The organism is Xenorhabdus koppenhoeferi (assembly GCF_900116635.1).
Lineage (GTDB): Bacteria > Pseudomonadota > Gammaproteobacteria > Enterobacterales > Enterobacteriaceae > Xenorhabdus > Xenorhabdus koppenhoeferi.
Map to the genome: position 1 here is coordinate 1 of NZ_FPBJ01000042.1, position 26,125 is coordinate 26,125.

At 45.7% G+C, this 26,125-nt stretch carries 21 protein-coding genes; 11 read left to right on the forward strand and 10 right to left on the reverse strand.

Translation table 11 applies throughout. The features are described from left to right. Positions 1-262 precede the first annotated feature (262 nt). From BM329_RS12175 to fdnG, 5 genes are all read right to left on the reverse strand, one after another. The gene (locus BM329_RS12175) at positions 263-532 is read right to left on the reverse strand and encodes a type II toxin-antitoxin system RelE/ParE family toxin (RefSeq protein ID WP_092553525.1); all 270 of its coding nucleotides are present in this window, start codon (positions 530-532) and stop codon (positions 263-265) included. Positions 533-535: 3 nt separating this feature from the next. Next, positions 536-793 (reverse strand): type II toxin-antitoxin system RelB/DinJ family antitoxin, encoded by a 258-nt coding sequence (locus tag BM329_RS12180; RefSeq protein ID WP_092553528.1) that lies wholly within the window; start codon positions 791-793, stop codon positions 536-538. A gap of 107 nt (positions 794-900) precedes the next feature. Next, a complete protein-coding gene (gene fdoI, locus BM329_RS12185; protein WP_092553531.1) occupies positions 901-1,554 on the reverse strand; it encodes a formate dehydrogenase cytochrome b556 subunit in 654 nt (217 codons plus the stop codon). Continuing rightward, positions 1,551-2,477 carry a formate dehydrogenase subunit beta gene (gene fdxH, locus BM329_RS12190; protein ID WP_092553534.1) on the reverse strand — a complete coding sequence of 309 codons (927 nt, stop codon included), beginning with the start codon at positions 2,475-2,477 and terminating at the stop codon, positions 1,551-1,553. Before fdxH ends, fdoI begins: the two co-directional genes overlap by 4 nt. Before the next feature lie 9 nt (positions 2,478-2,486). Then, complete coding sequence (fdnG, locus tag BM329_RS12195; RefSeq protein ID WP_092553537.1) at positions 2,487-5,534, reverse strand: formate dehydrogenase-N subunit alpha; 3,048 nt, start codon at positions 5,532-5,534, stop codon at positions 2,487-2,489. A 220-nt stretch (positions 5,535-5,754) separates the two neighbouring features. Between fdnG and fdhD the strand changes: the two genes are divergently transcribed. From fdhD to BM329_RS12220, 5 genes are all read left to right on the forward strand, one after another. Next, positions 5,755-6,585 (forward strand): formate dehydrogenase accessory sulfurtransferase FdhD, encoded by an 831-nt coding sequence (gene fdhD / locus BM329_RS12200; protein ID WP_092553540.1) that lies wholly within the window; start codon positions 5,755-5,757, stop codon positions 6,583-6,585. Positions 6,586-7,022: 437 nt separating this feature from the next. Then, positions 7,023-7,763 carry a Slam-dependent surface lipoprotein gene (locus BM329_RS12205; RefSeq protein ID WP_092553543.1) on the forward strand — a complete coding sequence of 247 codons (741 nt, stop codon included), beginning with the start codon at positions 7,023-7,025 and terminating at the stop codon, positions 7,761-7,763. 88 nt (positions 7,764-7,851) lie between these two features. Continuing rightward, the gene (locus BM329_RS12210) at positions 7,852-9,327 is read left to right on the forward strand and encodes a porin family protein (RefSeq protein WP_092553546.1); all 1,476 of its coding nucleotides are present in this window, start codon (positions 7,852-7,854) and stop codon (positions 9,325-9,327) included. A gap of 60 nt (positions 9,328-9,387) precedes the next feature. After that, the gene (locus BM329_RS12215) at positions 9,388-12,318 is read left to right on the forward strand and encodes a TonB-dependent receptor domain-containing protein (protein WP_092553549.1); all 2,931 of its coding nucleotides are present in this window, start codon (positions 9,388-9,390) and stop codon (positions 12,316-12,318) included. A gap of 27 nt (positions 12,319-12,345) precedes the next feature. Continuing rightward, a complete protein-coding gene (locus tag BM329_RS12220; protein WP_092553552.1) occupies positions 12,346-13,176 on the forward strand; it encodes a TonB family protein in 831 nt (276 codons plus the stop codon). A 133-nt stretch (positions 13,177-13,309) separates the two neighbouring features. Here BM329_RS12220 and mnmE read toward each other — a convergent pair whose 3' ends face one another. The 5 genes from mnmE to rpmH form a co-directional block, all read right to left on the reverse strand. Beyond that, positions 13,310-14,674, reverse strand: coding sequence for a tRNA uridine-5-carboxymethylaminomethyl(34) synthesis GTPase MnmE (gene mnmE, locus BM329_RS12225; RefSeq protein ID WP_092553555.1), 1,365 nt, complete (start codon positions 14,672-14,674; stop codon positions 13,310-13,312). A gap of 101 nt (positions 14,675-14,775) precedes the next feature. Further along, the gene (yidC, locus tag BM329_RS12230) at positions 14,776-16,410 is read right to left on the reverse strand and encodes a membrane protein insertase YidC (protein ID WP_092553558.1); all 1,635 of its coding nucleotides are present in this window, start codon (positions 16,408-16,410) and stop codon (positions 14,776-14,778) included. A 2-nt stretch (positions 16,411-16,412) separates the two neighbouring features. Further along, complete coding sequence (gene yidD / locus BM329_RS12235; protein WP_092553561.1) at positions 16,413-16,670, reverse strand: membrane protein insertion efficiency factor YidD; 258 nt, start codon at positions 16,668-16,670, stop codon at positions 16,413-16,415. Next, on the reverse strand, positions 16,634-16,993 hold the full coding sequence (gene rnpA / locus BM329_RS12240) for a ribonuclease P protein component (RefSeq protein ID WP_092553564.1): 360 nt from the start codon (positions 16,991-16,993) through the stop codon (positions 16,634-16,636). Before rnpA ends, yidD begins: the two co-directional genes overlap by 37 nt. A gap of 18 nt (positions 16,994-17,011) precedes the next feature. Continuing rightward, positions 17,012-17,152: a 50S ribosomal protein L34 gene (gene rpmH, locus BM329_RS12245; protein WP_012990648.1), complete on the reverse strand. Its 141-nt coding sequence runs from the start codon at positions 17,150-17,152 to the stop codon at positions 17,012-17,014. Between the two features lie 726 nt (positions 17,153-17,878). Between rpmH and dnaA the strand changes: the two genes are divergently transcribed. The 6 genes from dnaA to BM329_RS12275 all read left to right on the forward strand — a co-directional run bounded on the left by dnaA (position 17,879) and on the right by BM329_RS12275 (position 26,047). Further along, entirely contained in the window at positions 17,879-19,267 is a 1,389-nt protein-coding gene (gene dnaA, locus BM329_RS12250) for a chromosomal replication initiator protein DnaA (RefSeq protein ID WP_092553582.1), read from the forward strand. Between the two features lie 4 nt (positions 19,268-19,271). After that, positions 19,272-20,372: a DNA polymerase III subunit beta gene (gene dnaN, locus BM329_RS12255; protein WP_092553567.1), complete on the forward strand. Its 1,101-nt coding sequence runs from the start codon at positions 19,272-19,274 to the stop codon at positions 20,370-20,372. 33 nt (positions 20,373-20,405) lie between these two features. Then, complete coding sequence (gene recF / locus BM329_RS12260) at positions 20,406-21,497, forward strand: DNA replication/repair protein RecF (RefSeq protein WP_092553570.1); 1,092 nt, start codon at positions 20,406-20,408, stop codon at positions 21,495-21,497. An 18-nt stretch (positions 21,498-21,515) separates the two neighbouring features. Beyond that, on the forward strand, positions 21,516-23,930 hold the full coding sequence (gene gyrB / locus BM329_RS12265) for a DNA topoisomerase (ATP-hydrolyzing) subunit B (RefSeq protein ID WP_092553573.1): 2,415 nt from the start codon (positions 21,516-21,518) through the stop codon (positions 23,928-23,930). A 122-nt stretch (positions 23,931-24,052) separates the two neighbouring features. Then, on the forward strand, positions 24,053-25,309 hold the full coding sequence (locus BM329_RS12270) for a DNA methyltransferase (RefSeq protein WP_218153274.1): 1,257 nt from the start codon (positions 24,053-24,055) through the stop codon (positions 25,307-25,309). A gap of 6 nt (positions 25,310-25,315) precedes the next feature. Then, complete coding sequence (locus tag BM329_RS12275; protein WP_092553579.1) at positions 25,316-26,047, forward strand: hypothetical protein; 732 nt, start codon at positions 25,316-25,318, stop codon at positions 26,045-26,047. Positions 26,048-26,125 lie beyond the last annotated feature (78 nt).

The window sequence follows — 26,125 nt, forward strand, 5'->3', positions numbered from 1 at the left end:
GGCACTATGATGCCGGAAATCTGAGAGACTCCACACCTCTCCCTTCATCAGTCCTGCTCCGGAGCAAATAGTTGGGATGCGTTCATCTCATTCCCGTAAATGACGCGCGTAAGTACGCGTGTCATAATAGCAGGCAACACTAATTAATCAAAAACACCCTGCCCCAAATTCACTCTTTCTCTTTTTGTTGCCCGTTTCGTTGCTCTTGCTTCACGATTTCACGATTTCACGATACCAGCGTGGATGGTGTTTCTTCAATCAACTACTTGAATAAATCCGCATGACTACCAACACGGTACAATATTAATTCGGTGCCAGTGCGTTGATAAATCAAGAGTAGATCCGGAGCGCCGTGACATTCCAAATAACCAATATAATTACCAATCAGTCGGTGTTCTTTATATTTGGGTGGCAATGGCAGGCCTGTCTGTAAAAGCGCAAGAATTTCAATAATAACCTCTTGCGCTTTCTTATTGTTAGCATACTTCTTGGTGTCCTTTTTAAACCGACTCTGGTAAACAATGCTCAACATTATCTACCAACCTAGATCATGCTTTAATTCATCAATTGTGTTGACCCTGTGCACTTCCTTACCATTTTCCAGATCACGAATTGCTTGCAACGTTTCACTATTCGGCTGGAAAAAACCATCAGGTAATTGTCCTTCAACAGCCAACCGATTAACAAGCATACGGATCACAGTGGACAGATCCAATCCCAAAGCTTTGGCATTTGCCATCGCAGCTTCTTTAGAAGCTGAAGATACTCTGGCTCTTACAACAGTATCAGCCATACAGACACCCTCACATCGTGTGTTTAATTAATGAACATTGTAGCCATTTTGTAGCCACACAACAAATATAAAAAAGCGGGATATATCAAAAACACCCTGCCCCAAATTCACTCTTTCTCTTTTTGTTGCCCGTTTCGTTGCTCTTGCTTCACGATTTCACGATACCAGCGTGGATGGTGTTTCTTCGCCCAGCCGCGCGTGACCCAGCCTTCCACCATCGCCCGCACTGATCCCTTCACCCAAAACGCCGCGTAAGCATGAACAATAATCGTCAGGATCAGTCCAATCGCCGACAGTGAGTGAACCAGCAAAGCAATTCGGATTAAGGGAATCGGGAAATATTCCGCAAAATAAGGACGCCAGATAATGATGCCGCTGACCAGCAACAGGAACAGGCAGACACTCGCCGACCAGTAAATGCCTTTCTGGCCGAGATTGTACTGCCCAATATCCCCCGCTTCTTCATTACGCAGTACGTTGTGAATATTCTTCGCCCATTCAATGTCACCCTTGTCGATCATGTTATGTTTGAAGTACCTGAAAAACATAAAAACAAACAAGAAGAACATCACCGAACCCGCAAAAGGATGCAGTATCCGTGATAACTGCGGCGTACCGAAGATATTCATCATCCAGTTCAGGGAGGGAAAGAAAAAACCCAACCCACTGATGGCGGTGAACAGGAAGCAGATAACAACCGCCCAATGATTGACCCGTTCAATCGGAGAATGGCGAATGATGACATCGTTACGTTTTTTCATTTCTTCGTCTCCCCACAATCTGAATTGCCCGAATCAATGTCCTCAAGGGCGCTCTCTTCCTCTTCCCTGGAAACACGGTTAGGGCCAATTCCCACGTAATGGAAAATGGAAGCGGCAAAAGTCGCGGCAAAACCGATGACCGCCAATGGCTTCCAGATACCTTTCCAGAATGTGATTGTCGGACTGATAGTCGGGTTATCCGGCAGACCGTGATAGAGCTGAGGTTTATTGGCATGATGCAGCACATACATCACATGCGTTCCACCCACACCTTCGGGATCGTACAGACCAGCGTTGTCATAACCACGTCCCTTAAGTTCTTCAACCCGTTCTGCCGCCAGCGCTTTCATATCCTGTTTACTGCCGAAATGAATCGCCCCTGTCGGGCAGATTTTCACACATGCCGGTTCCTGACCCACACCAACACGATCAACACACAGAGTACATTTGTAAGCACGGTTATCTTCTTTGTTAATGCGCGGGACGTTGAATGGACAGCCCGCAATACAATAGCCGCAACCAATGCAGTGCTCTGACTGAAAATCGACAATACCGTTAGCATACTGAATAATCGCACCTTCCGCAGGGCACGCTTTCAGGCAGCCCGGATCGGCACAGTGCATACAGCCGTCCTTACGGATCAGCCATTCCAGCTTTCCATTTTCCTCAACTTCGGAAAACCGCATGACTGTCCATGACTTCGCCGTCAGATCAGCCGGATTATCATAAACCCCCACATTGTGACCAATTTCATCACGAATATCGTTCCATTCTGAACATGCCACCTGACACGCTTTACAGCCGATACAGGTTGTCACGTCGATTAGTTTTGCCACTTCTTGCTGGTGATCCCGCACACGAGGTGCGGGAGTCAGTGAATTGGTGGCAGAGCGACGAATAATGTCCTGAGATTGCAATGACATGTTTTCCCCCTACACCTTTTCTACATTAACCAGAAATGCTTTGAATTCCGGTGTCTGCGTATTGGCATCACCGACAAACGGTGTCAGGGTATTAGCAAGGAAACCTTTTTTCGCTGCCCCTTCAAATCCCCAATGAATCGGAATGCCAATGGTGTCCACTTCACGACCGTGAACATTCAAGGTACGAATACGCTTCGTCACCACCGCTTTGGCCTTGATATAACCACGATTGGAGCTGACTTTAACGGTATCGCCCTGTTTGATGCCTTTCTCTGCCGCCAACCGTTCACCAATTTCCACAAACTGTTCCGGCTGGGCAATGGCGTTCAGCAACGCATGCTTTGTCCAGAAATGGAAATGTTCGGTCAGGCGGTAAGTGGTTCCCACGTAAGGGAATTTATCGGCTTTGCCCATTGCTGCAAAATCACTCTTGAACACGCGAGCCGCCGGGTTGGAAACCACATTCGGATGCAAGGGATTGGTGCCCAGCGGCGTTTCGAACGGCTCATAATGCTCAGGAAATGGCCCTTCTGCCATTTTGTCGATGGCAAACAGGCGTCCCATGCCTTCCGGCTGCATGATAAATGGCCCGACATCTGTTCCGGGCGCGGCATTGCTGTAATCGGCAATATCCACCCCGCTCCATTTATCGCCATCCCACGCGATCAACTGACGTTCAGGATCCCACGGATTGCCCTGTGGATCGGCAGACGCACGGTTATACAAGATGCGGCGGTTCAACGGCCACGCCCATGCCCAACCCAGCGTATTGCCGATACCAGAAGGATCAGCATTATCACGGCGTGCCATCTGGTTGCCTTCCGGTGTCCAGCTTCCGGCAAAAATCCAGCAGCCGCTGGCGGTTGTTCCGTCATCACGCAATTGCGCGAAAGATGACAATTGCTGACCTTTTTTCATCAGTACATTGCCGTTGGCATCCAGCACATCAGCCAGAGCACGACCGTTATTTTCCTGTGCGATTTCTTCCGGTGTCGGATTATCAGAATCGAGATAATCCCATGTCATGCTCAGGACTTGTTCCGGTGCCGCACCACCTTCTTCACGGTACAGGTCACGCAGGCGCTTATAGATACCTGACAGAATTTCACCATCCCCGATCGCTTCTCCGGGCGCATCAGCCGCTTTCCAGTGCCATTGCAGCCAGCGTGCTGAATTGACTATCGAGCCATTCTCTTCAGCAAAACAGCAACAGGGCAGACGAAACACTTCTGTTTGAATGGAAGCCGGATCAACATCATTGAACTCGCCGTGATTTTGCCAGAATGAAGCTGTTTCGGTACTGAGCGGATCAACCGTCACCAGAAACTTCAGTTTTGATAAAGCAGCGACGACTTTGTTTTTATTCGGAAATGATGCTACGGGGTTGAAGCCCTGACAAATATAGCCATTGACTTCCCCTTTCGACATCATCTCGAAATATTGCAGTACGTCGTAAGATTTATCCCACTTAGGAAGCAGATCAAAACCCCAGTCATTCTCTTTACGAGCATGATCGCCGTAGAAACTCTTCATCAGGCTGACAAAGAACTTCGGATAATTGCCCCAATAGTTAACCTGCCCCGGAACCGTGGCTTTTGGTGTGTTGGCTTGCAGATAGGTTTGCAAATCTTCCTGTTTTTCCGACGGCAAGGAGAGATAACCCGGCAGGCTCTGGGACAGCAGCCCTAAATCTGTCAGCCCCTGAATATTTGAGTGACCACGCAGCGCATTAATACCACCGCCCGCCATCCCCATATTGCCGAGCAGCAATTGGATCATCGCCATAGTTCGGATGTTCTGGGCACCTGTGGAGTGTTGAGTCCAGCCCAATGCATACAAGAAAGAAGTTGTTTTATCTTTCACACTGGTTTCAGCCAGATATTCACACACCCTGAGAAAATCTTCCTTCGGCGTCCCGCAAATATCGGTGACCACATCCGGCGTATAGCGGCTGACATGCTCTTTCAGCAGATTCCAGACACAACGAGGATGACTCAGGGTCTTGTCACGTTTGGCGAAACCGTTTTCATCCAGCTCATAATTCCATGTTGTTTTATCGTATTGGCGATTTTCCGCATCATAGCCGCTGAACAGGCCATCATCGAACGAGAAATCTGCCCGCACAATCAAACTGGCGTTGGTATAAGCCTCGACATATTCACGGTTAATCTTTTCATTGGTCATCAGGTATAAAATCACACCTGACAGGAAAACAATATCCGTACCGGAACGAATAGGCGTGTAAAAATCCGCCACGGATGCCGTACGGGTAAAACGGGGATCGATAACAATCAGTTTGGCGTTGTTGTGAATCTTGGCTTCCATCGCCCAGCGGAAACCGACCGGATGAGCCTCTGCGGCATTCCCGCCCATAACGATAATCAGATTCGCGTTCTTAATATCCACCCAGTGGTTGGTCATCGCACCGCGACCAAATGTTGGAGCAAGACTTGCTACCGTTGGTCCGTGTCAGACACGCGCCTGGTTGTCTACGGCAAGCATGCCGAGAGCACGAGTAAATTTTTGCGATAAATAACCGGTTTCATTGCTGGCAGCGGAGGCACACAACATGCCCGTTGTCAGCCAGCGGTTAACCGTAACGCCATCTTGGTTGGTTTTGATAAAATTGGCATCACGGTCTTGTTTCATCAATTTCGCGATACGATCGAAGGCGTCATCCCAGCTTATGCGCTGCCATTGATTGGAGCCTGGCGCACGATATTCCGGGTAATGCAGCCGATTTTTACTGTGAATAAAATCGACCAACCCGGCCCCTTTAGGGCACAAGGCGCCCCGGTTTACAGGATGATCCGGGTCCCCTTCGATATGAAAAATAGTAGATTTGGCATTTTTGGCACCATCACCAAGGCTGTACATCAACAATCCACAGCCGACAGAGCAGTACGTACAGGTATTTCGGGTTTCACGCGCACGCAGCAATTTGTAGTTACGTGTTTGTGCAATCGCTGCGGTTGGGGAAAATCCCAGCGCAGCTGCCGTCGTACCCGCCATACCGCCAGCACAGATCTTAAAGAACTGCCTTCTGCTGACTTGCATGGGGATCTCCTCACTCACATTGCTTATCTACACACCTTCTAACAGCGATTCCCGTGGGTGTGCTCGCTTTTTATAAAAAAGATCTTTTGAATGGTTTTTGATTTTGGGTACTGTCTGTTATAAACATTATCCACTGTGTACTCAGGTTACTTATCCTATATACCCACACAAATAGTCCACACAAACAGCATTATGAATTAATCTGTCGGGGAATTCACTAATGGATGATACTAAGCCAGAAAATGAGTTAGCCATTGAAGGTATTTGTGGTACTTTCCGCATCAATGTAAAACAAAAAAATCACCTGAGTAGTTCCAAACCGGACTGGGTAGCCGAGGAAGTGCCTGTTGCCCTAGTTTATAACGGTATTTCCCATGTCGTGATGATGACCAGCCCGAAAGATTTAGAACATTTCGCCATCGGTTTTTCATTATCAGAAGGAATTATCACTTCCCCGCAGGAAATTCGTGGCATTGATTCAATGATCAGCTGCCACAGCGGAATTGAGCTGCACATTGAACTGTCGAGCCGCCGTTTTGTTGCATTGAAAGAGCACCGACGCAATATGGCGGGAAGAACTGGCTGCGGTATCTGTGGCACCGAACAACTGGCAGAAGTCTTTCGTCCGATTACTCCCCTGCCTTTCACCCAGATATTTTCACTTTCTAACCTTGATTCAGCTCTTGTCCAATTATCTCGCCTGCAAGAAATCGGGGCGCTGACTGGTTGTACTCATGCGGCTGGCTGGATCTCCCCTGAAGGAAATTTACTCGGCGGATGCGAGGATGTAGGCCGCCACGTGGCGCTGGATAAGTTGCTGGGAATGCGGGCAAAAACCGGCTGGCAACAAGGTGCGGTTTTGGTTTCCAGCCGGGCCAGTTACGAAATGGTGCAAAAATCGGCCAATTGTGGCGTGGAAATTTTGTTTGCTGTTTCCGCTGCCACCTCACTTGCCATCGAAGTCGCACAAAAATGTAACCTGACACTTATCGGATTTTGCAAACCGGGGCGGGCAACAATATATACTCACTCTCAACGGATAACCGATTAATTGAAGCGCTGAAGCACCTACAGACTCGTTTTTTACCCAAAAAGTCAGGATCGCATTCCCGATAAGGAAATAAAACACGCTTTAATTCCGTGAGGCTAACAATGAAAAAAATTAACATATTAATTACTATATTAGGCATTTCGGGATTGATAACACAGCCTCTGATAACCCAATAATATTGGGTGGTTAAATCTACTTGCATCACATTTTTAACAAAAATGTAGATTAACCTTCACTTTTCAAAAATAATATAAAAACCAAATTATTCAACAAATTAAAGACAAAACCCTCCCAATAAACCCACAATTTCCATAATAAATGGTAACAATTATCATTTACACTATCATTTGAAAGGTGTACTTTTTTTTCGCGCAATAAATTCAGGCCGTTTTAAGACTGGGTAACGAGGGATCCCCCCATTCCAAACGAGGATAATGATGAAAAAGTTAAATGTATTAGTCGCCGCTGTAGCAGCGTTGGGGTTTATGGCACAAGCTCAGGCAGCAGTAGGATCTGGTCAGAGTCAGGAAGAAACAACACCACGTATTAAGGTTGGTGCAACCCAACCGGGTTCAGGCCCACACGGTGGTAAAAGTGGCGAACCTGGTATTGGAGTTAGTTCCGTTTATGGCGGTCAAATCACTGGTTTTACTGGCTTAACTCGTATGGCTCCTGCTGACAGTAATGGTGTCCACAATATCTCAATGGCAGGTACGCCCGGCTCTCACGGCAGTATGGGGGTATTCCATTTCAGTAAAGTTGCCAATGCTGACGTTTATTTTGGTGAATGGTCACAGACGGGTCAGGCATCGGATAGTACCCACACCGTTTATTATGCAGGCAAGGATATCACCACCAATATGCCAACCGATGGTACAGCGACTTATGAGGTGAAGGGTATTAACCAGTACAGCGGTAGCAATGCTCTGTCCGGTACATTGACCGCAGACTTCGGTGAACAAACTCTGCGTGGTTCTATGTCAAATACAGCTATGGAAATCGGCATCGATGCTAATATCCAATCTGATGCTCAATTTACGGGTCTTGCCACAACTGGTGACCTTGAGGGAGAAACCCAAGGCCACTTCTTTGGTAACAGTGCTTCCAGTCTGGCCGGATATGCCACATTTGAAGATGACAGATCCAAAGATACCGCCTTTGGTGGTCCTAAACAGTAATCATTAATTTTTCAGAGAACAGTGCCGTTTTTGGCACTGTTCTCTGTTTTTATTTCTAATAACGAGAGTTTTGTGATCCGGTTTCCCGATGTCTGACAATAGAACAACGCCAATATTATCAGCGGCACTGATGACCCTATGCCTCTCCCTGCCTGCTTATACCGATGAAGACACTTCCCGCAAAATCTGGCAGGAAGCACAACATAACCAACAGGAGAACGAAACCAACCTGATTACGCCTGAACCCATTTTTGTTGAATATAACTCTTCATTCATTGTGCTTAACGGGCAAACATTTCAAGTCGAAAATAATATTAATGATATCGGCCAAGCGCTATACCTTGCCATTAACCATAGACAGTGGCCGGATGTCAGACGCTTTCTCGCAGCTTACCAAAAATTGCCGGAACATGACATTATGCTGGTGAATTTTGCCTTGGGGGGATTGGCTCGTCTTGAGGGGGATTTAGATCTCGCCGCTTATCATTATCAACAAATCCTGAATCAACAACCCGACTTCTCCCGTATCAAACTGGAACTGGCCCGTATCTATTTTGAGGATCATAAAAATCGGGAAGCCAAGCAACTGTTTTCAGGATTGAGTGAAGCGCAACAGTTACCAGAAGTTGTCTTGAAGAACATTAACAGCTATCTGGAAGCGATAGACCTGAGGAATGGCTGGCGCGGTTCTTTCTCAGCGGGTTACGCCTATAACGATAACGTAAATATGTCTCCTGATCAGGGACCAGTCTGTCAAAAATTCCTGGGAGATAAATGTGAAATTGAACGGCGAATACCAAAAGCCATCAAAGCGTGGGGTATGTCTTATGATGCAACATTAAGCCGACGCTATCAACTTGCCGGTCATCATGGCATTTTTGGTCGTGGCCTGATTTATGGCGAAAATTACCGTGATTACCATGATGGGGATGAAAATACGTTCCTGCTGGTCGGTGGATACAATTTTAAAAACAGAAATCACGATTTCTCTTTTGGTCCCCTGTTTGAATATAAACAACGTACGGATGACACCAATTACCGTGCCACAGGTGCCAAAACAGAATGGAGATGGGCTTTCACCGCTCAAACAGCCCTTAATGTTGAGCTTGAACATAAACAACTGCGACATCAGCAGCAACGTTACCACAGGAAAGATAGCGAATTGTCCTCAACCTACCTCACCTTATCCCATGCCATTAACAAAGACTTCGTCCTGTTTGGTGGCGGTGACTGGGTATACCGAAACAACGACAAGCATCCATTGGATCGCTATCAGCAATTGGGAATTCGGGCAGGGATAGCCGGACAACTCTATCCCGGTATTAATGGCTCATTGTTTGCCACACTGAAAGAACGCCGCTTCGGTGCATACAGCCCCATACTGGAAACCAGACGGCAGGATACAGAACAAATTTACACGGCAGTGATTAAAGTGCCTGCCGCTGAAATATTAGGCATGATTCCTTCCCTTACTTTCCGTCACCGACACAATCACAGTAATGTGAATTGGCTGTACAGCTATAACAAAAATGAAGTGCTGCTAAGGCTGGAAAAGTATTTTTAATCAAAATGTTATATTTTTTCTTTATATCATGATAATTGAAAAGTCGAGGCAAGGACAACAATGGTATATCGAGTTAAAGCACAACTAACCCCTATCACAATTGCATTGTCATTGGCATTTTCACTGGTGGCACAGCCTCTGTTTGCCGAAACCAAGCCTGCCGTCACCACCTCAAAGAGCAAGACAGATTTAGGTAAGATTCGCGTCACGGATAGCCGTGATAAAGATGAAGAGGGTTATGATGCAGTCTATGACAAGGATATCTCCAATATTTATATCGGCAAAAAGGAGATAGAACGCTACAAAGGCACTTCCCCCGCCGATTTAATTAAAGGTGCCATTGGCGTATACAGCGGTGATTCCCGTAATAGCGGTGCCCTGGATATCAATATCCGCGGTGTTCAGGGACAGGGACGCATTCCTGTCACCATTGACGGCACAGAACAGGCTATTACCGTGGGGCGTGGTTACAATGGTGCCAATAACCGCAACTACATCGATCCAAACTTAATCAGTAGTATCGAAATTGAAAAAGGCCCTTCTCTGAGTCGTGGAATCAAAGGTTCTGTCGGCGGTGCAGTATCCATCAAAACATTAGGCATTGATGATGTAGTACCAAAAGGGGAAACCTTCGGCATCAATACCAGACTGGAAACCAGCAGTAATTCAGTGAGAGAGCACACGCCTTCCCTGTCATTGGGACAGGACTACCGCGATATTCCGAATTTTATCCAAAATGGTGTTGAGACTGATTCCGCTTTACAGATCACTCCCCACTCATCGAAAGACAATAAACTTTTTGGCTTTAAAGATAATGCCTTCCGCATCGCTGTGGGAACACGACAGGAATATTTTGACCTGATGCTGGCTTATGCTTACCGCCGTCAGGGTAACTATTTTGCCGGCAAAGGGGGTGCCCATCGCTATGATGAATCCATTACGAAAGCCGACAGGGAACTGATGAAAGGTGCCCGAACAACCCTGGATCCGTATCTGCCGTTTGCTGCCCGTATCTATCGCCCCGGCAATGAAGTTCCCAATACCTCCAGTGAGATGCGTTCTGTGTTAATCAAGAACAGTTGGCGTTTCACCGATGATCAGGCACTGCTATTGGGTCTTCGCGATACCCGTATGGAATTTGGCGATATTATGCCTTCACGCTTGGGTTGGGTTAATCCCGCAGATAATAATGTTCCCCAGTGGCCACTGGCTAATATCCACCAGCAAGCGGCCAACCTGCACTACAAATGGCAACCCACCGATAACCCTTATGCTGATTTCGACATGAACCTGTGGACAACCCGTACCACCAGCAATACTAACTCCTCCGGAGGATATCCACGCACTCCCGTCAATAGAGACTGGTCTTGGGAAAACGGTAGTAGTAAAAGAGACAGCAATATTGATGGTACGTTGATCAATGCCGCCACGACCCACTCCCAGAATAATCGTTGGGGGGTCGATCTCTCCAATAAATTTACCTTACACCCCTCTCTGGATCTGACCTTGATGGGAAATTTCCAACGGGAACGCCTTGACTCGAATGATGACTACAATTCCACAAATATGTACTTTTTCCAGTCACCATCGCGAAAAGGACAGCGTCAGGAAATCAATCTCGCCTTTAACTTTGACTGGCGGCCAACTTCATGGCTGGAACTGAAAGCCGGAGCTAAACGTGTCTCCTACTGGTCTCAAGATGATTTACTCAATGAACGACGTGCAGCAAAAGACTCTCGTTATGAAAAGCAGAAGGAAACTCTCGGGCATAACATGAGTTATCTCCGAACAATGACCGAAAAAGAGGCTCATATAAAACGAAAGAAACTCTCACAAATGAGTGTAGCTGAACGAAATGAATACTTTAAAATAAAGACCGTGAGCATCACTTCACGTGATGGGCAAAAACGTAAGATGATCCGCGAAGAACTCGAATGGAACTACGATCCCAGCACAGGCAAGCTCAATAAAAGCGATAACCCCTATTTCAATGGTCAACTGGATATGAATAAAAGGGTTATCGATCCAATAAGTGGCAAGGAAGGCTATAAATATGAATATGGGATGGCCGTTGATGCCAACGGTATATTAGGCCCTGACGTTAACGATCCTTGGGAAACACCTTCAAAACGTAAGGATCATGCTTGGGCACCTGCATTTTCTGCTACCGCTTATGTCACGGACGATCTCCGTCTCTATGCCCGTTATGTCGAAGCGGTAAGAATGCCCAGCCTTTTTGAAGATACCGTCGGTTTTTCAGGAACCCAGAATAACCAGGTCGGTCAACAACTTAAGCCTGAGCGTGCCAAAACCATTGAAACCGGCTTTGTTTATGATTTCAGCCAGTTGGTTGATGCTGAACGCCATGCTGATATCAAAATATCTTACTACAACACCGTTATTGAAAATGTATTCGACAGGGACAACACTTATCATTTCTCCCAACTGGATAAACAGAAACTTGCGGGTCTGGAGCTACAGGCGCGTTATGACACTGGCAGTTTCTTTACCGATATGGGGCTAACCTACAATATGAAAAACAAGGTGTGCGACAATAACTCTGTCTCAAGGATGGATTCCCAGAATCGCTATGGCATCCCTGAATGTATTGATGGTGGTTTTCCCGGCGGTTATCTGCGTACCTCCATCCAGCCCAAATACTCTGCTAACCTGACCATCGGCGGTCGCCTGTTTGATGAAAAATTGGAGCTGGGCAGCCGGATGCTCTATCACAGCAAGGCAGAAAACAAAGATGAAAAATGGCTGATGAATGCTTTACCGGATGTTTATAAAGGCCAGTCCAACAACCCGATGCGCTGGAATCCGGTGTTTACGGTTGATGCCTATATCAGCTACCAAATCACCCCAGACACATCGGTGGAGCTAACTGGCACAAACTTAACCAATCGCTACTATCTCGACCCTCTGACACGTTCGATGATGCCAGCGCCGGGCAAAACCTTTAAACTCAGCCTGATCAGCCAATTTTAGAGGCAAGGAGAATAAAAGGAGAATAGAATGACCAACACAGCCATATTCGATAATCCAGCTTCACATCTCCCCCTGACATCACAAAAGGGCTTGCTGGCAGGTATTCTGATTGCCATTTTATTGCATATCAGTCTGATATGGCTGTTTAACCGACATACTTCGTATGATAATGATGCTGCCCATCACATCACCAACAACGCTCCAGCCACGGGGCTATCCATAACGATGATCGCAGCCCCATCATGGGAGAGTGAACCGGAGCCTGTCTCTCCACCACCACCGCTTTTAATGGTACCTGAATCACTGACAACACCCAAGATCGTGCTGGATAAAGCGGTTCATCCTGAAAACAAGGTAGAAAAGCCGCTGGAATCCAGCAAACCCAAAAAACATAAAAAACAGCAGAAAGAAAAACCACAGGAGATGGCAGAAAAGAAATCCGCGCCATCACCGCAGGTACAGAAAGACAGTCATACAGAAAAGGAAACCAACGGTAGCAATCAGATTAATTCACAAGGAAGTATGAGCCGAGCAGCAACTTCACAGCCTTTGGTGGGACAAGGAAAGAGTGAAGTAGATAATTATAATGCAAGATTACGGCAGGAAATTGAACGCCATAAACGTTATCCCCGCAAGGCAAAGAGAATGAGACAAGAAGGTACGGTTACTGTCCATTTTACCCTGCTAAATGATGGTTCAATCACTGCGGCCAGAATCGCTCAATCATCTGGCAACAACGCATTGGATAATGAAGCACTGAATGCCATTAATCGCGCCCGTTCGGTTGGTGCCAGACCTTCAAGCATGAAACCAGAAATGACAGTGGCACTCGATTTTACATTGAATAACACGGGTTAAATCAGCCTCCATAAAAATTAGGTATCTGTCAATTATCGCAGATTTAATCGCGTTCCTTGCCAGTTACGCACAAATCCCCAGAAACATAGATAAATATGTTTTTGGGGATTTGTCTCTGGAAAAATAAGTTTTCTTATTTTCCAATACAAAAACTCGAAAAAATCCGGCCGAGCAAATCATCAGAGGTAAATTCACCCGTGATTTCACTCAATACCTGCTGTGCCAGACGCAGTTCTTCTGCCAATAATTCCCCTGAACGGGCAAAAATCAACTGCTGGTGGCCTGCCTGCAAATGCTCTGCCGCTGTATTCAATGCCTGCAAGTGACGACGACGGGCAAGAAAACCGCCCTCAGTATTACTGTTGAAACCCATCGTTTCTTTCAGATGATCGCGCAACAAATCAATACCTTTTCCGTCACGGGCAGAAAGGCGAACTAATGTGTAACCACTGATTTCCGATACACCCGTTTCTTCCCCTGTCATATCTGTTTTATTGCGAATAACAGTAACCGGCAGGGAAGCTGACAACTTAGCCATAAATTCAGGCCAGATTTGGGCGGGTTCAACTGCATTCGTCGTCGTGCTGTCCACCATAAACAACACCCGATCCGCCTGTTCGATTTCCTGCCACGCCCGCTCGATGCCAATACGTTCCACTTCATCACTCGCTTCACGCAACCCTGCTGTATCAATCACATGCAGCGGCATTCCATCGATATGAATGTGTTCACGCAGAACATCGCGCGTTGTTCCCGCAATATCAGTAACAATCGCAGCCTCACGACCCGCAAGTGCATTGAGCAAACTGGATTTACCCGCATTCGGGCGACCGGCAATCACCACTTTCATACCTTCCCGCAACAAGCTGCCCTGACGCGCCTGTGAACGGACGCTCTCCAGTTCAGCAATCACCTCATCCAGTTTAGTTTCAATCTTGCCATCAGAGAGGAAATCAATTTCTTCATCGGGAAAATCAATCGCCGCTTCAACATAAATCCGCAAATTAGTGAGTGCTTCCACCATTTGGTGGACTTGATTGGAGAATGTTCCTTGCAGGGAATTTATCGCCGAACGCGCAGCCTGTTCAGAACTGGCATCAATCAAATCCGCAATGGCTTCAGCCTGTGCCAAATCCAGTTTATCGTTCAGAAATGCACGCTCCGAGAATTCCCCCGGATTAGCAATGCGCACACCAGAAATCGTCAGAATACGTTTTAACAATAAGTCGAGAATAACCGGCCCACCGTGCCCTTGCAGTTCCAGCACATCTTCTCCCGTAAAAGAGTTAGGACCAGGAAAATAAAGTGCAATGCCTTGATCAAGCACGGAACCATCTACATCACGGAAAGGCAGGTAATCGGCATAACGGGGTTTCGGGAGTTTCCCCAATACCACCTCAGCAACTTCTGCCGCCTTCCGGCCAGAAATACGCAGGATGCCTACACCGCCCCGTCCCGGAGGGGTGGCCTGAGCGACTATCGTATCGGTGATATTCATAAAACTCTCTCTTTTTCTTTTTACTTATGTAACGGAAATAATAAAGGCGGCCAATGACCGCCTTCCACTTATATTTTTAAAAAACTTGCTTTTTGAAAGACTTATTTTTTATTCAGATCGACTTTCTTTTCACGGGAATGCAAACCGCGTTTTTCCAGACTACGGAAAATTACCTGCTGCTGGATAATCGTAACCAAGTTACTCACGATGTAGTACAGCACTAGTCCAGATGGGAACCACAGGAAGAAGACGGTAAACACGACTGGCATGTAGGTCATGATCTTCTGCTGCATCGGATCAGTCACGGTAGTGGGTGACAGTTTCTGGATAACAAACATGGTCACACCCATCAGCAATGGCAGTATGTAATATGGATCTTGCGCAGACAAGTCATTAATCCAGCCGATAAATGGTGCGTGGCGCAGTTCAACAGAACCCATCAGCATGTAGTACAACGCAAGGAAGATTGGCATCTGAATCACCAGAGGCAAACAGCCGCCCAGCGGGTTTACTTTCTCTGTTTTGTACAGCGCCATCATTTCCTGACTCATGCGCTGGCGGTCATCACCAAAACGCTCACGCATCGCCGTGATTTTTGGCTGCAACAGACGCATTTTCGCCATTGAGGTGTATTGTGCCTTAGTCAGCGGATACATAATACCGCGCACGATGAAGGTGATCGCAATGATGGAGAAGCCCCAGTTACCGATATATTCGTGCAGGAATTTCAGCAATTTGAACAGTGGCTGGGAAATAAACCACAACCAACCGTAATCGACAGTCAGATCCAGATGTGGTGCAACCGCTGCCATTTTGTCCTGAATTTCAGGACCAACCCACAGGGTAGAAGAGATATTCTGCTGGCTGTTTGGTGCGATATTGATGTTTTCACCCTTGTACCCGATGATCACCATTTTTTGGTTTTTCAGGTCAATGGTGTAGAAATTGCTGGTTTTGTCTTCACCCGGCACCCAAGCAGTGGCGAAATATTGCTGAAGCATTGCTACCCAGCCACCTTTGGTGGTTACGGAAAGCGCCTTACTTTCAATTTCATCAAATTTGTATTTTTCGTATTTTGCTTCATCAGAAGAATAAGCCGCACCACGATAAGTATGCAGAGCAAAGTTGCTACTGCCAGTATCGCGGTGTTTTGGCAAATCAACGCTCTGCTTCAACTGACCAAAAAACGCCATTTGCAGTGGTTTATCAGTAACGTTATTGATGCTGTAGTCAATAGAAACAGCGTAATTACCGCGTTTCAAAATGAAGGTTTTGACATAAACAACGCCATCTGGCGCAGTGTAAGTCATCGGAATACGTAATTCATCCTGACCATCAGCCAAAACAAAGCTATTCTGGGTGGCGTGATAAAATGGGCGTTCAGCCTGGTTATCAGGACCATTAAGGCCTGTTAAACCACTTTGAGCCTGATAAGTAAACTCAGGTGTTGTTTCCAACAGTTTGAACGGCATATTGGAACCCAGGGTATCAGGATAGGCTAGCAAATCAGCCTCCTCAATATCACCGCCACGGGTATTGATATGCAATGAAAGCACATCCGTTTTCACGGTGATCAGTTTACCTTGCTCATTGCTTGCTTCGCTAGTCAGCTTAGGGCTTGTTTGCTGCGTGATCTGGGTCGCTGGTTGTGGGTTCTTATCACTCTCCCACGCTTGCCAGACCAAGAACGAAACAAACAGCAAAGCGATTAGAAGAAGATTGCGTTGCGAATCCATCGTTAATGTTCTCTGTTATCGTCATTTTTAGGTGGGACAGGATCATCACCACCTTTATGTAAGGGGTGGCATTTTAGTATGCGTTTCACTGTTAACCAACTGCCTTTTATCATTCCAAACCTACGCAATGCCTCAATGCCATAATGAGAACAGGTGGGGTTGAAACGACAACGGGGCCCCAGCAGTGGACTAATCACCAACTGGTAACCCCTGATCAAAACAATCAGCAGGCGCGAGCCAAGCGACAGTGACGACGCCATAATTTGCCTAAAGCTTCCGTTAGCTCACGGTTATCAAGCTCAGCGACCCCTTTCCTCACCAAAATAATAAAATCCATTGATGGAAATTTATGTTGGTTTAAACGAAAACTTTCACGAGCCAATCGTTTGATACGATTACGCTCATGGGCGCGTTTAACATTTTTTTTGGCGATGGTTAAACCGATGCGGGGATGCCCCAGCTCATTCAAGCGCCCAAGGATAGTTATCTCTGCGGAGCTTGCCCGTTGTGGCTGCTGGAAAACATAAGTGAAATGCTCGGGAGTTAACAAACGTAACTCCCTCGGAAAAGCGAGCTTAACCACGAGGTATGGTTAGCTTTATTACTTAGAAACGGTCAGACGAGTACGGCCTTTCGCACGACGGCGAGCCAGAACCTGACGACCATTTTTAGTGGCCATACGTGAGCGGAAGCCGTGAGTACGGTTACGTTTCAGTACGGATGGTTGAAAAGTGCGTTTCATAGCGATTTCTACCTAACTTAAAATTTGTTACTGATTCAGCAAATGCGTTGGCAACCAGTGAGAAATAAACAGACACCGATGCCTCAATCGCAACATCAATATATAGAAAGAGGCAGGATTGTAATAAAATGTACTACCCTTAGTCAATCCAAGATGACGCGAGCCTTATCGCTTTCCTGCCAGATTATTAACTTCACAATCAGACATGACCAGACTTTTTGCTACCCGAAGCGCTTATCCCAAATCCTCACCAGACATAACCGGAAAAATCGTTGGTATAACACGCAGGGTGCAAGATTATACGGACTGCACAATAAAGCGCAAGGATCATACACAGATCGTCGCACATGAATATGCGATCGGAGTATTGTTTTTTTGTTAAATTTTAAACAGTAGCTAAATGGAGTTTGCTATATATCATGATTACACTACATTATCTCTTACGGGCCTTTATATCCTGCAAGTACCAAAGTGTGGCTATCTCCCTGTGGATAAAAAGCGTCAAAGCTGTGTAAAAGAATGAGGATCTATGTCGTCTTTTGCGTTATGATCGCTGATCACGATCCCGGTCTTTCTATTATGCGGATCGTTGGGGAGCGATGATATTAAAAATCGCCACAAGGTACGTGCTATCTTCCTTACCATTGGGGAGTGATGCCTTGTGCCCAGTATAACGCATCTATTATTCCGGTTTCTTTTATTGGTCTCGTTTTAGGGGAGTTCGCCGTGTCACTTTCGCTTTGGCAGCAATGTCTTGCCCGATTGCAGGATGAGTTACCTGCCACAGAATTCAGTATGTGGATACGACCCCTTCAGGCAGAACTGAGTAATAACACTTTGGCTCTCTATGCCCCCAACCGCTTTGTGCTGGATTGGGTAAGAGAGAAGTATATTAATAATATCAATTTGTTATTGAATGATTTCTGTGGTCCTGAAGTACCGTTGCTTCGTTTTGAAGTAGGGAATAAGCCTGTTTCACCAAACCAGTCTCCATCTCAGAAAATCATTGCCGATATGCCAGTGGCTGCGGTGCAGTCCAGCTCATCTGTACGCCCAAGCTGGGACAACGTAAAAGCCCAGCCAGAGTTATCCTATCGTTCCAATGTTAATCCCAAACATACCTTCGATAACTTTGTCGAAGGTAAATCCAACCAACTGGCCAGAGCCGCCGCCAGACAAGTAGCCGATAATCCGGGGGGGGCATACAATCCCTTGTTCCTTTATGGCGGAACCGGATTGGGTAAAACCCACCTTTTGCATGCTGTCGGCAATAGCATCATGGCACGCAAAGCCAATGCAAAAGTGGTTTACATGCATTCTGAACGTTTCGTTCAGGACATGGTTAAAGCATTGCAGAACAATGCGATAGAAGAGTTTAAACGTTATTATCGTTCCGTAGATGCTCTGCTTATTGATGATATTCAGTTTTTTGCAAATAAAGAACGATCCCAGGAAGAATTCTTTCACACGTTCAATGCCCTGCTGGAAGGTAATCAACAGATTATTCTGACATCAGACCGCTATCCGAAAGAGATCAATGGCGTCGAAGATCGGTTAAAGTCTCGTTTTGGTTGGGGATTAACCGTTGCCATCGAACCACCGGAGCTGGAAACCCGTGTAGCCATTCTGATGAAGAAGGCTGACGAGAACCAAATCCAGTTGCCGGGCGAAGTCGCTTTCTTTATTGCCAAACGCCTGCGATCCAACGTTCGTGAACTCGAAGGCGCTTTGAACCGGGTTATCGCCAATGCCAATTTTACTGGACGGGCGATTACTATTGATTTTGTACGCGAAGCATTACGTGACTTATTAGCTCTACAGGAAAAGCTGGTAACTATTGATAATATACAGAAAACTGTCGCTGAATATTACAAAATCAAGGTTGCAGACCTGCTTTCCAAGCGCCGCTCTCGCTCCGTTGCCCGTCCTAGACAAATGGCAATGGCGCTGGCAAAAGAGCTGACAAATCACAGCTTGCCTGAAATTGGGGATGCCTTTGGTGGACGTGACCATACAACTGTGCTTCACGCTTGTCGTAAAATCGAACAATTGCGAGAAGAAAGTCACGACATCAAAGAAGATTTTTCTAACTTAATCAGAACACTATCTTCCTAGCGCTATGAAATTTATCATTGAACGTGAGCAATTATTAAAACCTTTGCAACAGGTTAGCAGCCCCTTGGGAGGCCGCCCCACGCTGCCCATTTTAGGCAACTTATTATTGCAGGTAACAGAAGGCTCCCTGCTGCTGACAGGTACCGACTTAGAAATGGAAATGATGGCCCGGGTCACACTTACCCAGCCGCATGAACAGGGTGCAACCACTGTTCCCGCGCGTAAATTCTTTGATATCTGGCGGGGGCTGCCTGACGGCGCAGAAATCAGCGTGGAACTGGATGGTGATCGCATTCTCGTCCGCTCCGGCCGCAGTCGCTTTTCACTCTCAACCCTGCCTGCTTCTGATTTTCCCAATCTTGACCACTGGCAAAGCGAAGTCGAATTTTCGCTGCCGCAAGCCACACTGAAACGTCTGATTGAATCCACTCAATTTTCCATGGCGCATCAGGATGTTCGCTATTATTTGAATGGTATGTTGTTTGAAACCGAAGGGGAAGAACTGCGTACCGTGGCAACAGACGGCCACCGACTGGCAGTCTGTTCCATGAATATCGGACAAAATCTGCCATCCCATTCGGTGATCGTTCCCCGTAAAGGAGTCATTGAATTGATGCGTCTGCTGGATGGCGGTGATAATCCACTGCAATTACAGATTGGCAGCAATAACATTCGTGCCCACGTTGGTGATTTTATCTTCACTTCAAAGCTGGTTGACGGTCGCTTTCCTGATTACCGCCGAGTACTGCCGAAAAATCCCGATAAAACGCTGGAAGCAAATTGTGACACGCTTAAACAAGCATTTTCACGGGCAGCGATTTTATCCAACGAAAAATTCCGTGGAGTTCGCATCTATTTAAGCGAAAACCAGCTCAAAATTACAGCCAACAACCCAGAGCAGGAAGAAGCGGAAGAAATAGTTGATGTCAGTTACCAAGGCACTGAAATGGAAATTGGTTTTAATGTCAGCTATGTACTGGATGTGCTGAATGCACTGAAATGCGAGCAGGTTAGCCTTCTGCTGACAGATGCAACATCCAGTGTGAAAATTGAGAATTCAGCCAGTCAGGCCGCAGCTTATGTTGTGATGCCGATGCGTCTGTAAAAAATGCACCTGTAACAATATTAACTCATACATATGATTCTCTCGCGTTTGCTGATCCGCGATTTTCGTAATATCGCGAATGCTGATTTACCGTTGGCAACAGGTTTTAATTTTCTGGTTGGGCCAAACGGTAGCGGCAAAACAAGTATACTTGAAGCCATTTATACATTGGGTCATGGTCGGGCTTTTCGCAGTATTCAGGCAGGAAGAGTGATCCGCCATGATTGCGAGGAATTCATTCTTCATGGGCGACTTGCTCAACAATTCCATGAACGTTCTTTGTCGGTGGGCTTAAGTAAAAACCGCCAAGGCGACAGTAAGGTGAGAATTGATGGCAGTGATGGGCATAAAATTGCTGAACTAGCAAAAATGTTACCGATGCAGCTTATCACACCAGAAGGTTTTACCTTGTTAAATGGCGGCCCGAAATATCGTCGGGCCTTTATTGATTGGGGCTGCTTTCACAATGAACCGCGTTTTTTTACAGCTTGGGGTAACCTGAAAAGGCTGCTCAAACAACGAAACGCGGCATTGCGACAAGTCACTCACTACAGCCAGATCCAACATTGGGATCGTGAACTTGCTCCGCTGGCGACTGAAATCAGTCAATGGCGGGCTGAGTACATTGCGGGAATTTCCGAAGATATTGAAAAAACCTGCAAACAATTTTTACCTGAATTTGCTCTGAGTGTCAGCTTTCAACAAGGCTGGGACAAAGAGAGTGAATATGCAGAATTGCTCGCGCGGCAATTTGAGCGCGACAGAGCGCTAACCTATACCGCTTTCGGCCCCCATAAAGCCGATCTGCGGATCAGGGCGGACGGTACATCGGTAGAGGATATGCTTTCCCGGGGTCAGTTAAAATTACTGATGTGCGCGTTGAGGTTAGCGCAGGGTGAATATTTCACCCGACAGAGCGGGCAAAAATGCCTGTATCTGCTTGATGATTTTGCCTCGGAACTGGATGCCGGCCGTCGTCAGTTATTAGCCGAGCGTCTAAAATCTACGCAAGCCCAGGTGTTTGTCAGTGCAATCACTCATAAGCAAGTTACAGACATGATTGATGCAAATAGCAGGATGTTTCGCGTAGAACATGGCAAAATAAAGGTTCAACCACAGGATTAAGATGAGCGAGAAACGTTGATGTCGAATACATATGACTCCTCAAGTATCAAGGTATTAAAAGGGCTGGATGCTGTTCGTAAGCGTCCAGGCATGTATATCGGTGATACCGATGATGGTACTGGTCTGCACCACATGGTCTTCGAGGTTGTTGACAACGCTATCGACGAAGCCCTCGCAGGTCATTGTGACAAAATAGTTGTCACCATCCATGCAGATAATTCAGTGTCTGTACAGGATGATGGCCGCGGTATTCCTACCGGCATACACGAAGAAGAAGGTGTTTCAGCAGCGGAAGTTATCATGACCGTGCTGCATGCGGGGGGTAAATTCGATGACAACTCCTATAAAGTTTCCGGCGGTCTGCATGGAGTGGGAGTTTCTGTTGTTAACGCCTTATCGGAAAAACTGGAACTGACTATCCGTCGTGACGGGAAAGTTCACGAACAGACTTATCATCATGGGGTTCCACAGTCTCCGCTGAACATTGTCGGTGATACCGAACAGACAGGAACCACGGTTCGTTTCTGGCCAAGCATGGATACGTTCAAGATTAACACTGAATTTGAATACGATATTCTGGCTAAGCGCCTGCGTGAATTATCATTCCTGAATTCTGGTGTTTCTATTCGTTTAGTCGATAAACGCACTAATGCAGAAGATCTTTTCCACTATAAAGGTGGGATCAAGGCGTTTGTTGAGTTCCTCAGCCGCAATAAAAACCCGATTCACCCAAATGTTTTTTATTTCTCCACAGAAAAAGACGGTATTGGTGTGGAAATTTCCATGCAATGGAATGATGGCTTTCAGGAAAATATTTACTGTTTTACCAACAACATTCCTCAGCGCGATGGAGGAACCCACTTAGTTGGTTTCCGTACTGCGATGACCCGTACCCTCAATAGCTACATGGATAAAGAGGGTTACAACAAAAAATCCAAAGTCAGCGCCACCGGTGATGATGCCCGTGAAGGCCTGATTGCAGTTATCTCGGTTAAAGTGCCTGATCCTAAATTCTCTTCCCAGACGAAAGACAAACTGGTTTCTTCCGAAGTGAAAACCGCCGTCGAAACACTGATGAATGAGAAACTGGTGGAATATCTGCTGGAAAACCCGAACGACGCCAAAACCGTTGTCGGCAAGATCATTGATGCGGCTCGCGCCCGTGAAGCTGCGCGTAAAGCCCGTGAAATGACCCGCCGCAAAGGTGCACTGGATCTGGCAGGATTGCCGGGCAAACTGGCTGACTGCCAAGAGCGTGATCCGGCTCTGTCCGAACTCTACTTAGTGGAGGGTGATTCTGCGGGAGGTTCAGCAAAACAGGGGCGTAACCGTAAAAGTCAGGCAATTCTGCCACTGAAAGGTAAGATCCTGAACGTTGAGAAAGCGCGCTTTGACAAAATGCTCTCATCACAAGAAGTCGCAACCTTGATCACCGCTTTGGGCTGTGGAATTGGTCGTGATGAGTACAACCCTGACAAGCTGCGTTATCACAGCATCATCATCATGACCGATGCCGATGTTGATGGTTCTCATATCCGCACTCTTTTGCTAACATTTTTCTATCGCCAGATGCCGGAAATCATTGAGCGTGGCTATGTTTATATCGCCCAACCACCGCTGTACAAAGTGAAGAAAGGCAAACAAGAGCAATACATCAAAGATGATGATGCGATGGAAAAGTACCAGATGTCCATCGCATTGGATGGTGCAGCACTGTATACCAATCCACATGCACCGGGTCTGAAAGGTGAAGCACTGGAAAATCTGGTGACTGAGTTCAATGCTACCCAGAAACTCATCCGTCGTATGGAACGCCTGTATCCATTGGCTCTGCTGAACAACCTGATTTACCATACGAAACTGACCGAAGATACCCTGAACGATCAGGCAAAAGTGGAAGAATGGGTAAGCGCTCTCACTATTCGTTTGAATGACAAAGAACAGCATGGCAGCACTTACAGCTACCAAATCCATGAAAACCGTGAGCGTCAGATTTTCGAACCGATTCTGTGTATTCGTACCCATGGTGTTGATACCAACTACAGTCTGGATTTCGATTTCATCCACGGTGGCGAATACCGCCGTATCACCAAACTGGGTGATTTGATCGGAAACCTGATTGAAGAAGATGCGTATATTGAACGTGGTGAACGCCGTCAGACAATAAGCGGCTTTGAACAGGCGCTGGAGTGGCTGAGCAAAGAGTCACGTCGTGGTCTTTCCATTCAACGTTATAAAGGTCTGGGAGAAATGAACCCTGATCAGTTGTGGGAAACCACCATGAACCCAGAAACCCGCCGCATGATGCGTGTAACAGTAAAAGATGCAATTGCTACTGACCTGCTGTTTACAACCCTGATGGGGGATGCTGTTGAACCCCGCCGTGCATTTATTGAAGAAAATGCCCTGAAAGCGGCGAATATAGATATTTAATATTTTTATTGGATCGTTCATGATCCAAAACTTCATATACATGTTCCCCTAGTTCACCTTGAACCAGGGGAATAACCCGCCAATTTAAACAATGAATTACTTTTTTGAAGAGAGATTAGTTAGTGAGTAAGATCAAAGCTAGATCAGGAACATTCACCGATAATATGAAATTACCAATTCATCGGTGGTTTCGATACTCAGCAGGGTTTTCTGCGGAATGGGTTCAGTCAGAAATCCAAAAATTTGAAGCTGAAAATGAGGAAAAGGCTATAGTACTTGATCCGTTTGTAGGCTCTGGTACAACTGTATTTGCAAGCAGTTCAATGGGAAATGTTGCCTGTGGATTTGAAGGGCATCCTTTTGTTGCAAGGATAGCAAAAGCAAAAAACCTGTGGCATTTAGATGAAAACGTGTTTAATGCAGCATGCCAAAAAGTACTCTCTCTTGCAAAAGAGATGAATAAAAAAACAGCAAGGCATAATGAATCAAATCTTCTAGGTAAATGTTACGATTTAGATGCACTGTCAAAATTGGATAACTTACGATTCGCGTATGAGAGTCTTTCTGATGATAATCCGATTTGGGAGCTTGTGAGGCTAAACATTACATCAATATTGCGCGTATGTAGTAAAGTCGGAACGGCTCAATGGCAATATATCTTGCCAAATAAAACAAAATCCAAAGTATTAGATGCCTATGATGCTTTTCTAGGAAAAGCAACACTTATGGCAACCGATATGAAATACGTTAAATCTGTCAACTGGTTAAATACTGCAACAATTTTAGAAAGGGATGTAAGAGAACCATTTGAAGCGCCAAAATGTAATCTGCTCATTACATCTCCACCATACCCCAATAATTATGATTATGCTGATGCCACAAGGTTAGAAATGATGTTTTGGGAGGAAATTGAGGGATGGGGTGATCTAAAAACAGTCGTTCGGCCAACAATTATCCGGTCATGCTCACAACATTCTGCTTCAGACAAAATCATTTTGGATGAAATATTAAATGAACCACTTCTTTCACCAATAGTAGACGAATTAGAACCTATAGTCAGAAATTTGGAAGAAATTCGCTTAAGTAAAGGTGGAAAAAAGACATACCATACTATGATTGCCGCATATTTTTTTGATTTAGCCAAAATTTGGAAAAATTGTCGAACAATTATGGCTAATAATTCTCGAATCTGTTTTGTCATTGGTGATTCAGCTCCATATGGAGTACATGTCCCTGCAGAAAAATGGCTTGGTGATTTAGCTATTGCCTCAGGATTTGAATCATATGAATTTGAAAAAATTCGAGATAGAAATGTTAAATGGAAAAATAGAACTCATACTGTTCCTCTGCATGAGGGAAGACTTTGGGTCAGAGGGTGACAAAAAATGGCAGATGCAAAAGCCCATAAATTAGGGCAAATGATAGGAGAGTTTATTGAAAAGCATTTCGAAGGAGAACTTCTTTCTATATGTGAAGAACGTGGACTTTATTTAGATGTCGTAGGTAAAGTTCGTAAGGCTAGGCGAGGAAAAAAAGTAAGCTGGATTGATATATACGGCAGCTATCATGATTTAGATTTTGTAATAGAGAGGAATGGAACAGAACAAGATCTTGGAGTACCTGCCGCATTAATTGAATGTGCATGGAGACGCTATACCAAACACTCAAAAAATAAAGCTCAGGAAATACAAGGTGCTATTTTACCTATAGCTGAAAAATATAAGTTCCATAAGCCATTTCTTGGTGCGGTTATCGCAGGTATTTTTACTGCTCCATCAATTGAACAACTAAAATCATGTGGATTCGAAACACTCTATTTTGAATATTCTGACATTGTTAAAGCTTTTCAAAAAGTTGGTATTGACGCTAGTTTTGACGAAAAAACACCTGATGAAGTAGCTGGTACTAAAATTACATCTCTACAGAAACTCACTGAGCTTGAATATCAAACAGTTTTCGATGAGATTATTTTTCTCAGTAAAGGCAAAGTGGAGAAATTCAAAAGAATACTTGAAGCATCACTAGATAGACAAGTTTCTCGTATTGTTGTAGCACCATTATATGGTGTTAGCAACTCATTCTATACAATAGATGATGCACTTGGATTCACATATTAAGCGCAACACCGTAATGGACGAAGTAAATGAGTGGGTATTCCTTTAAATAACTCATTCGGTGTTTTGTAATCTCGTGTT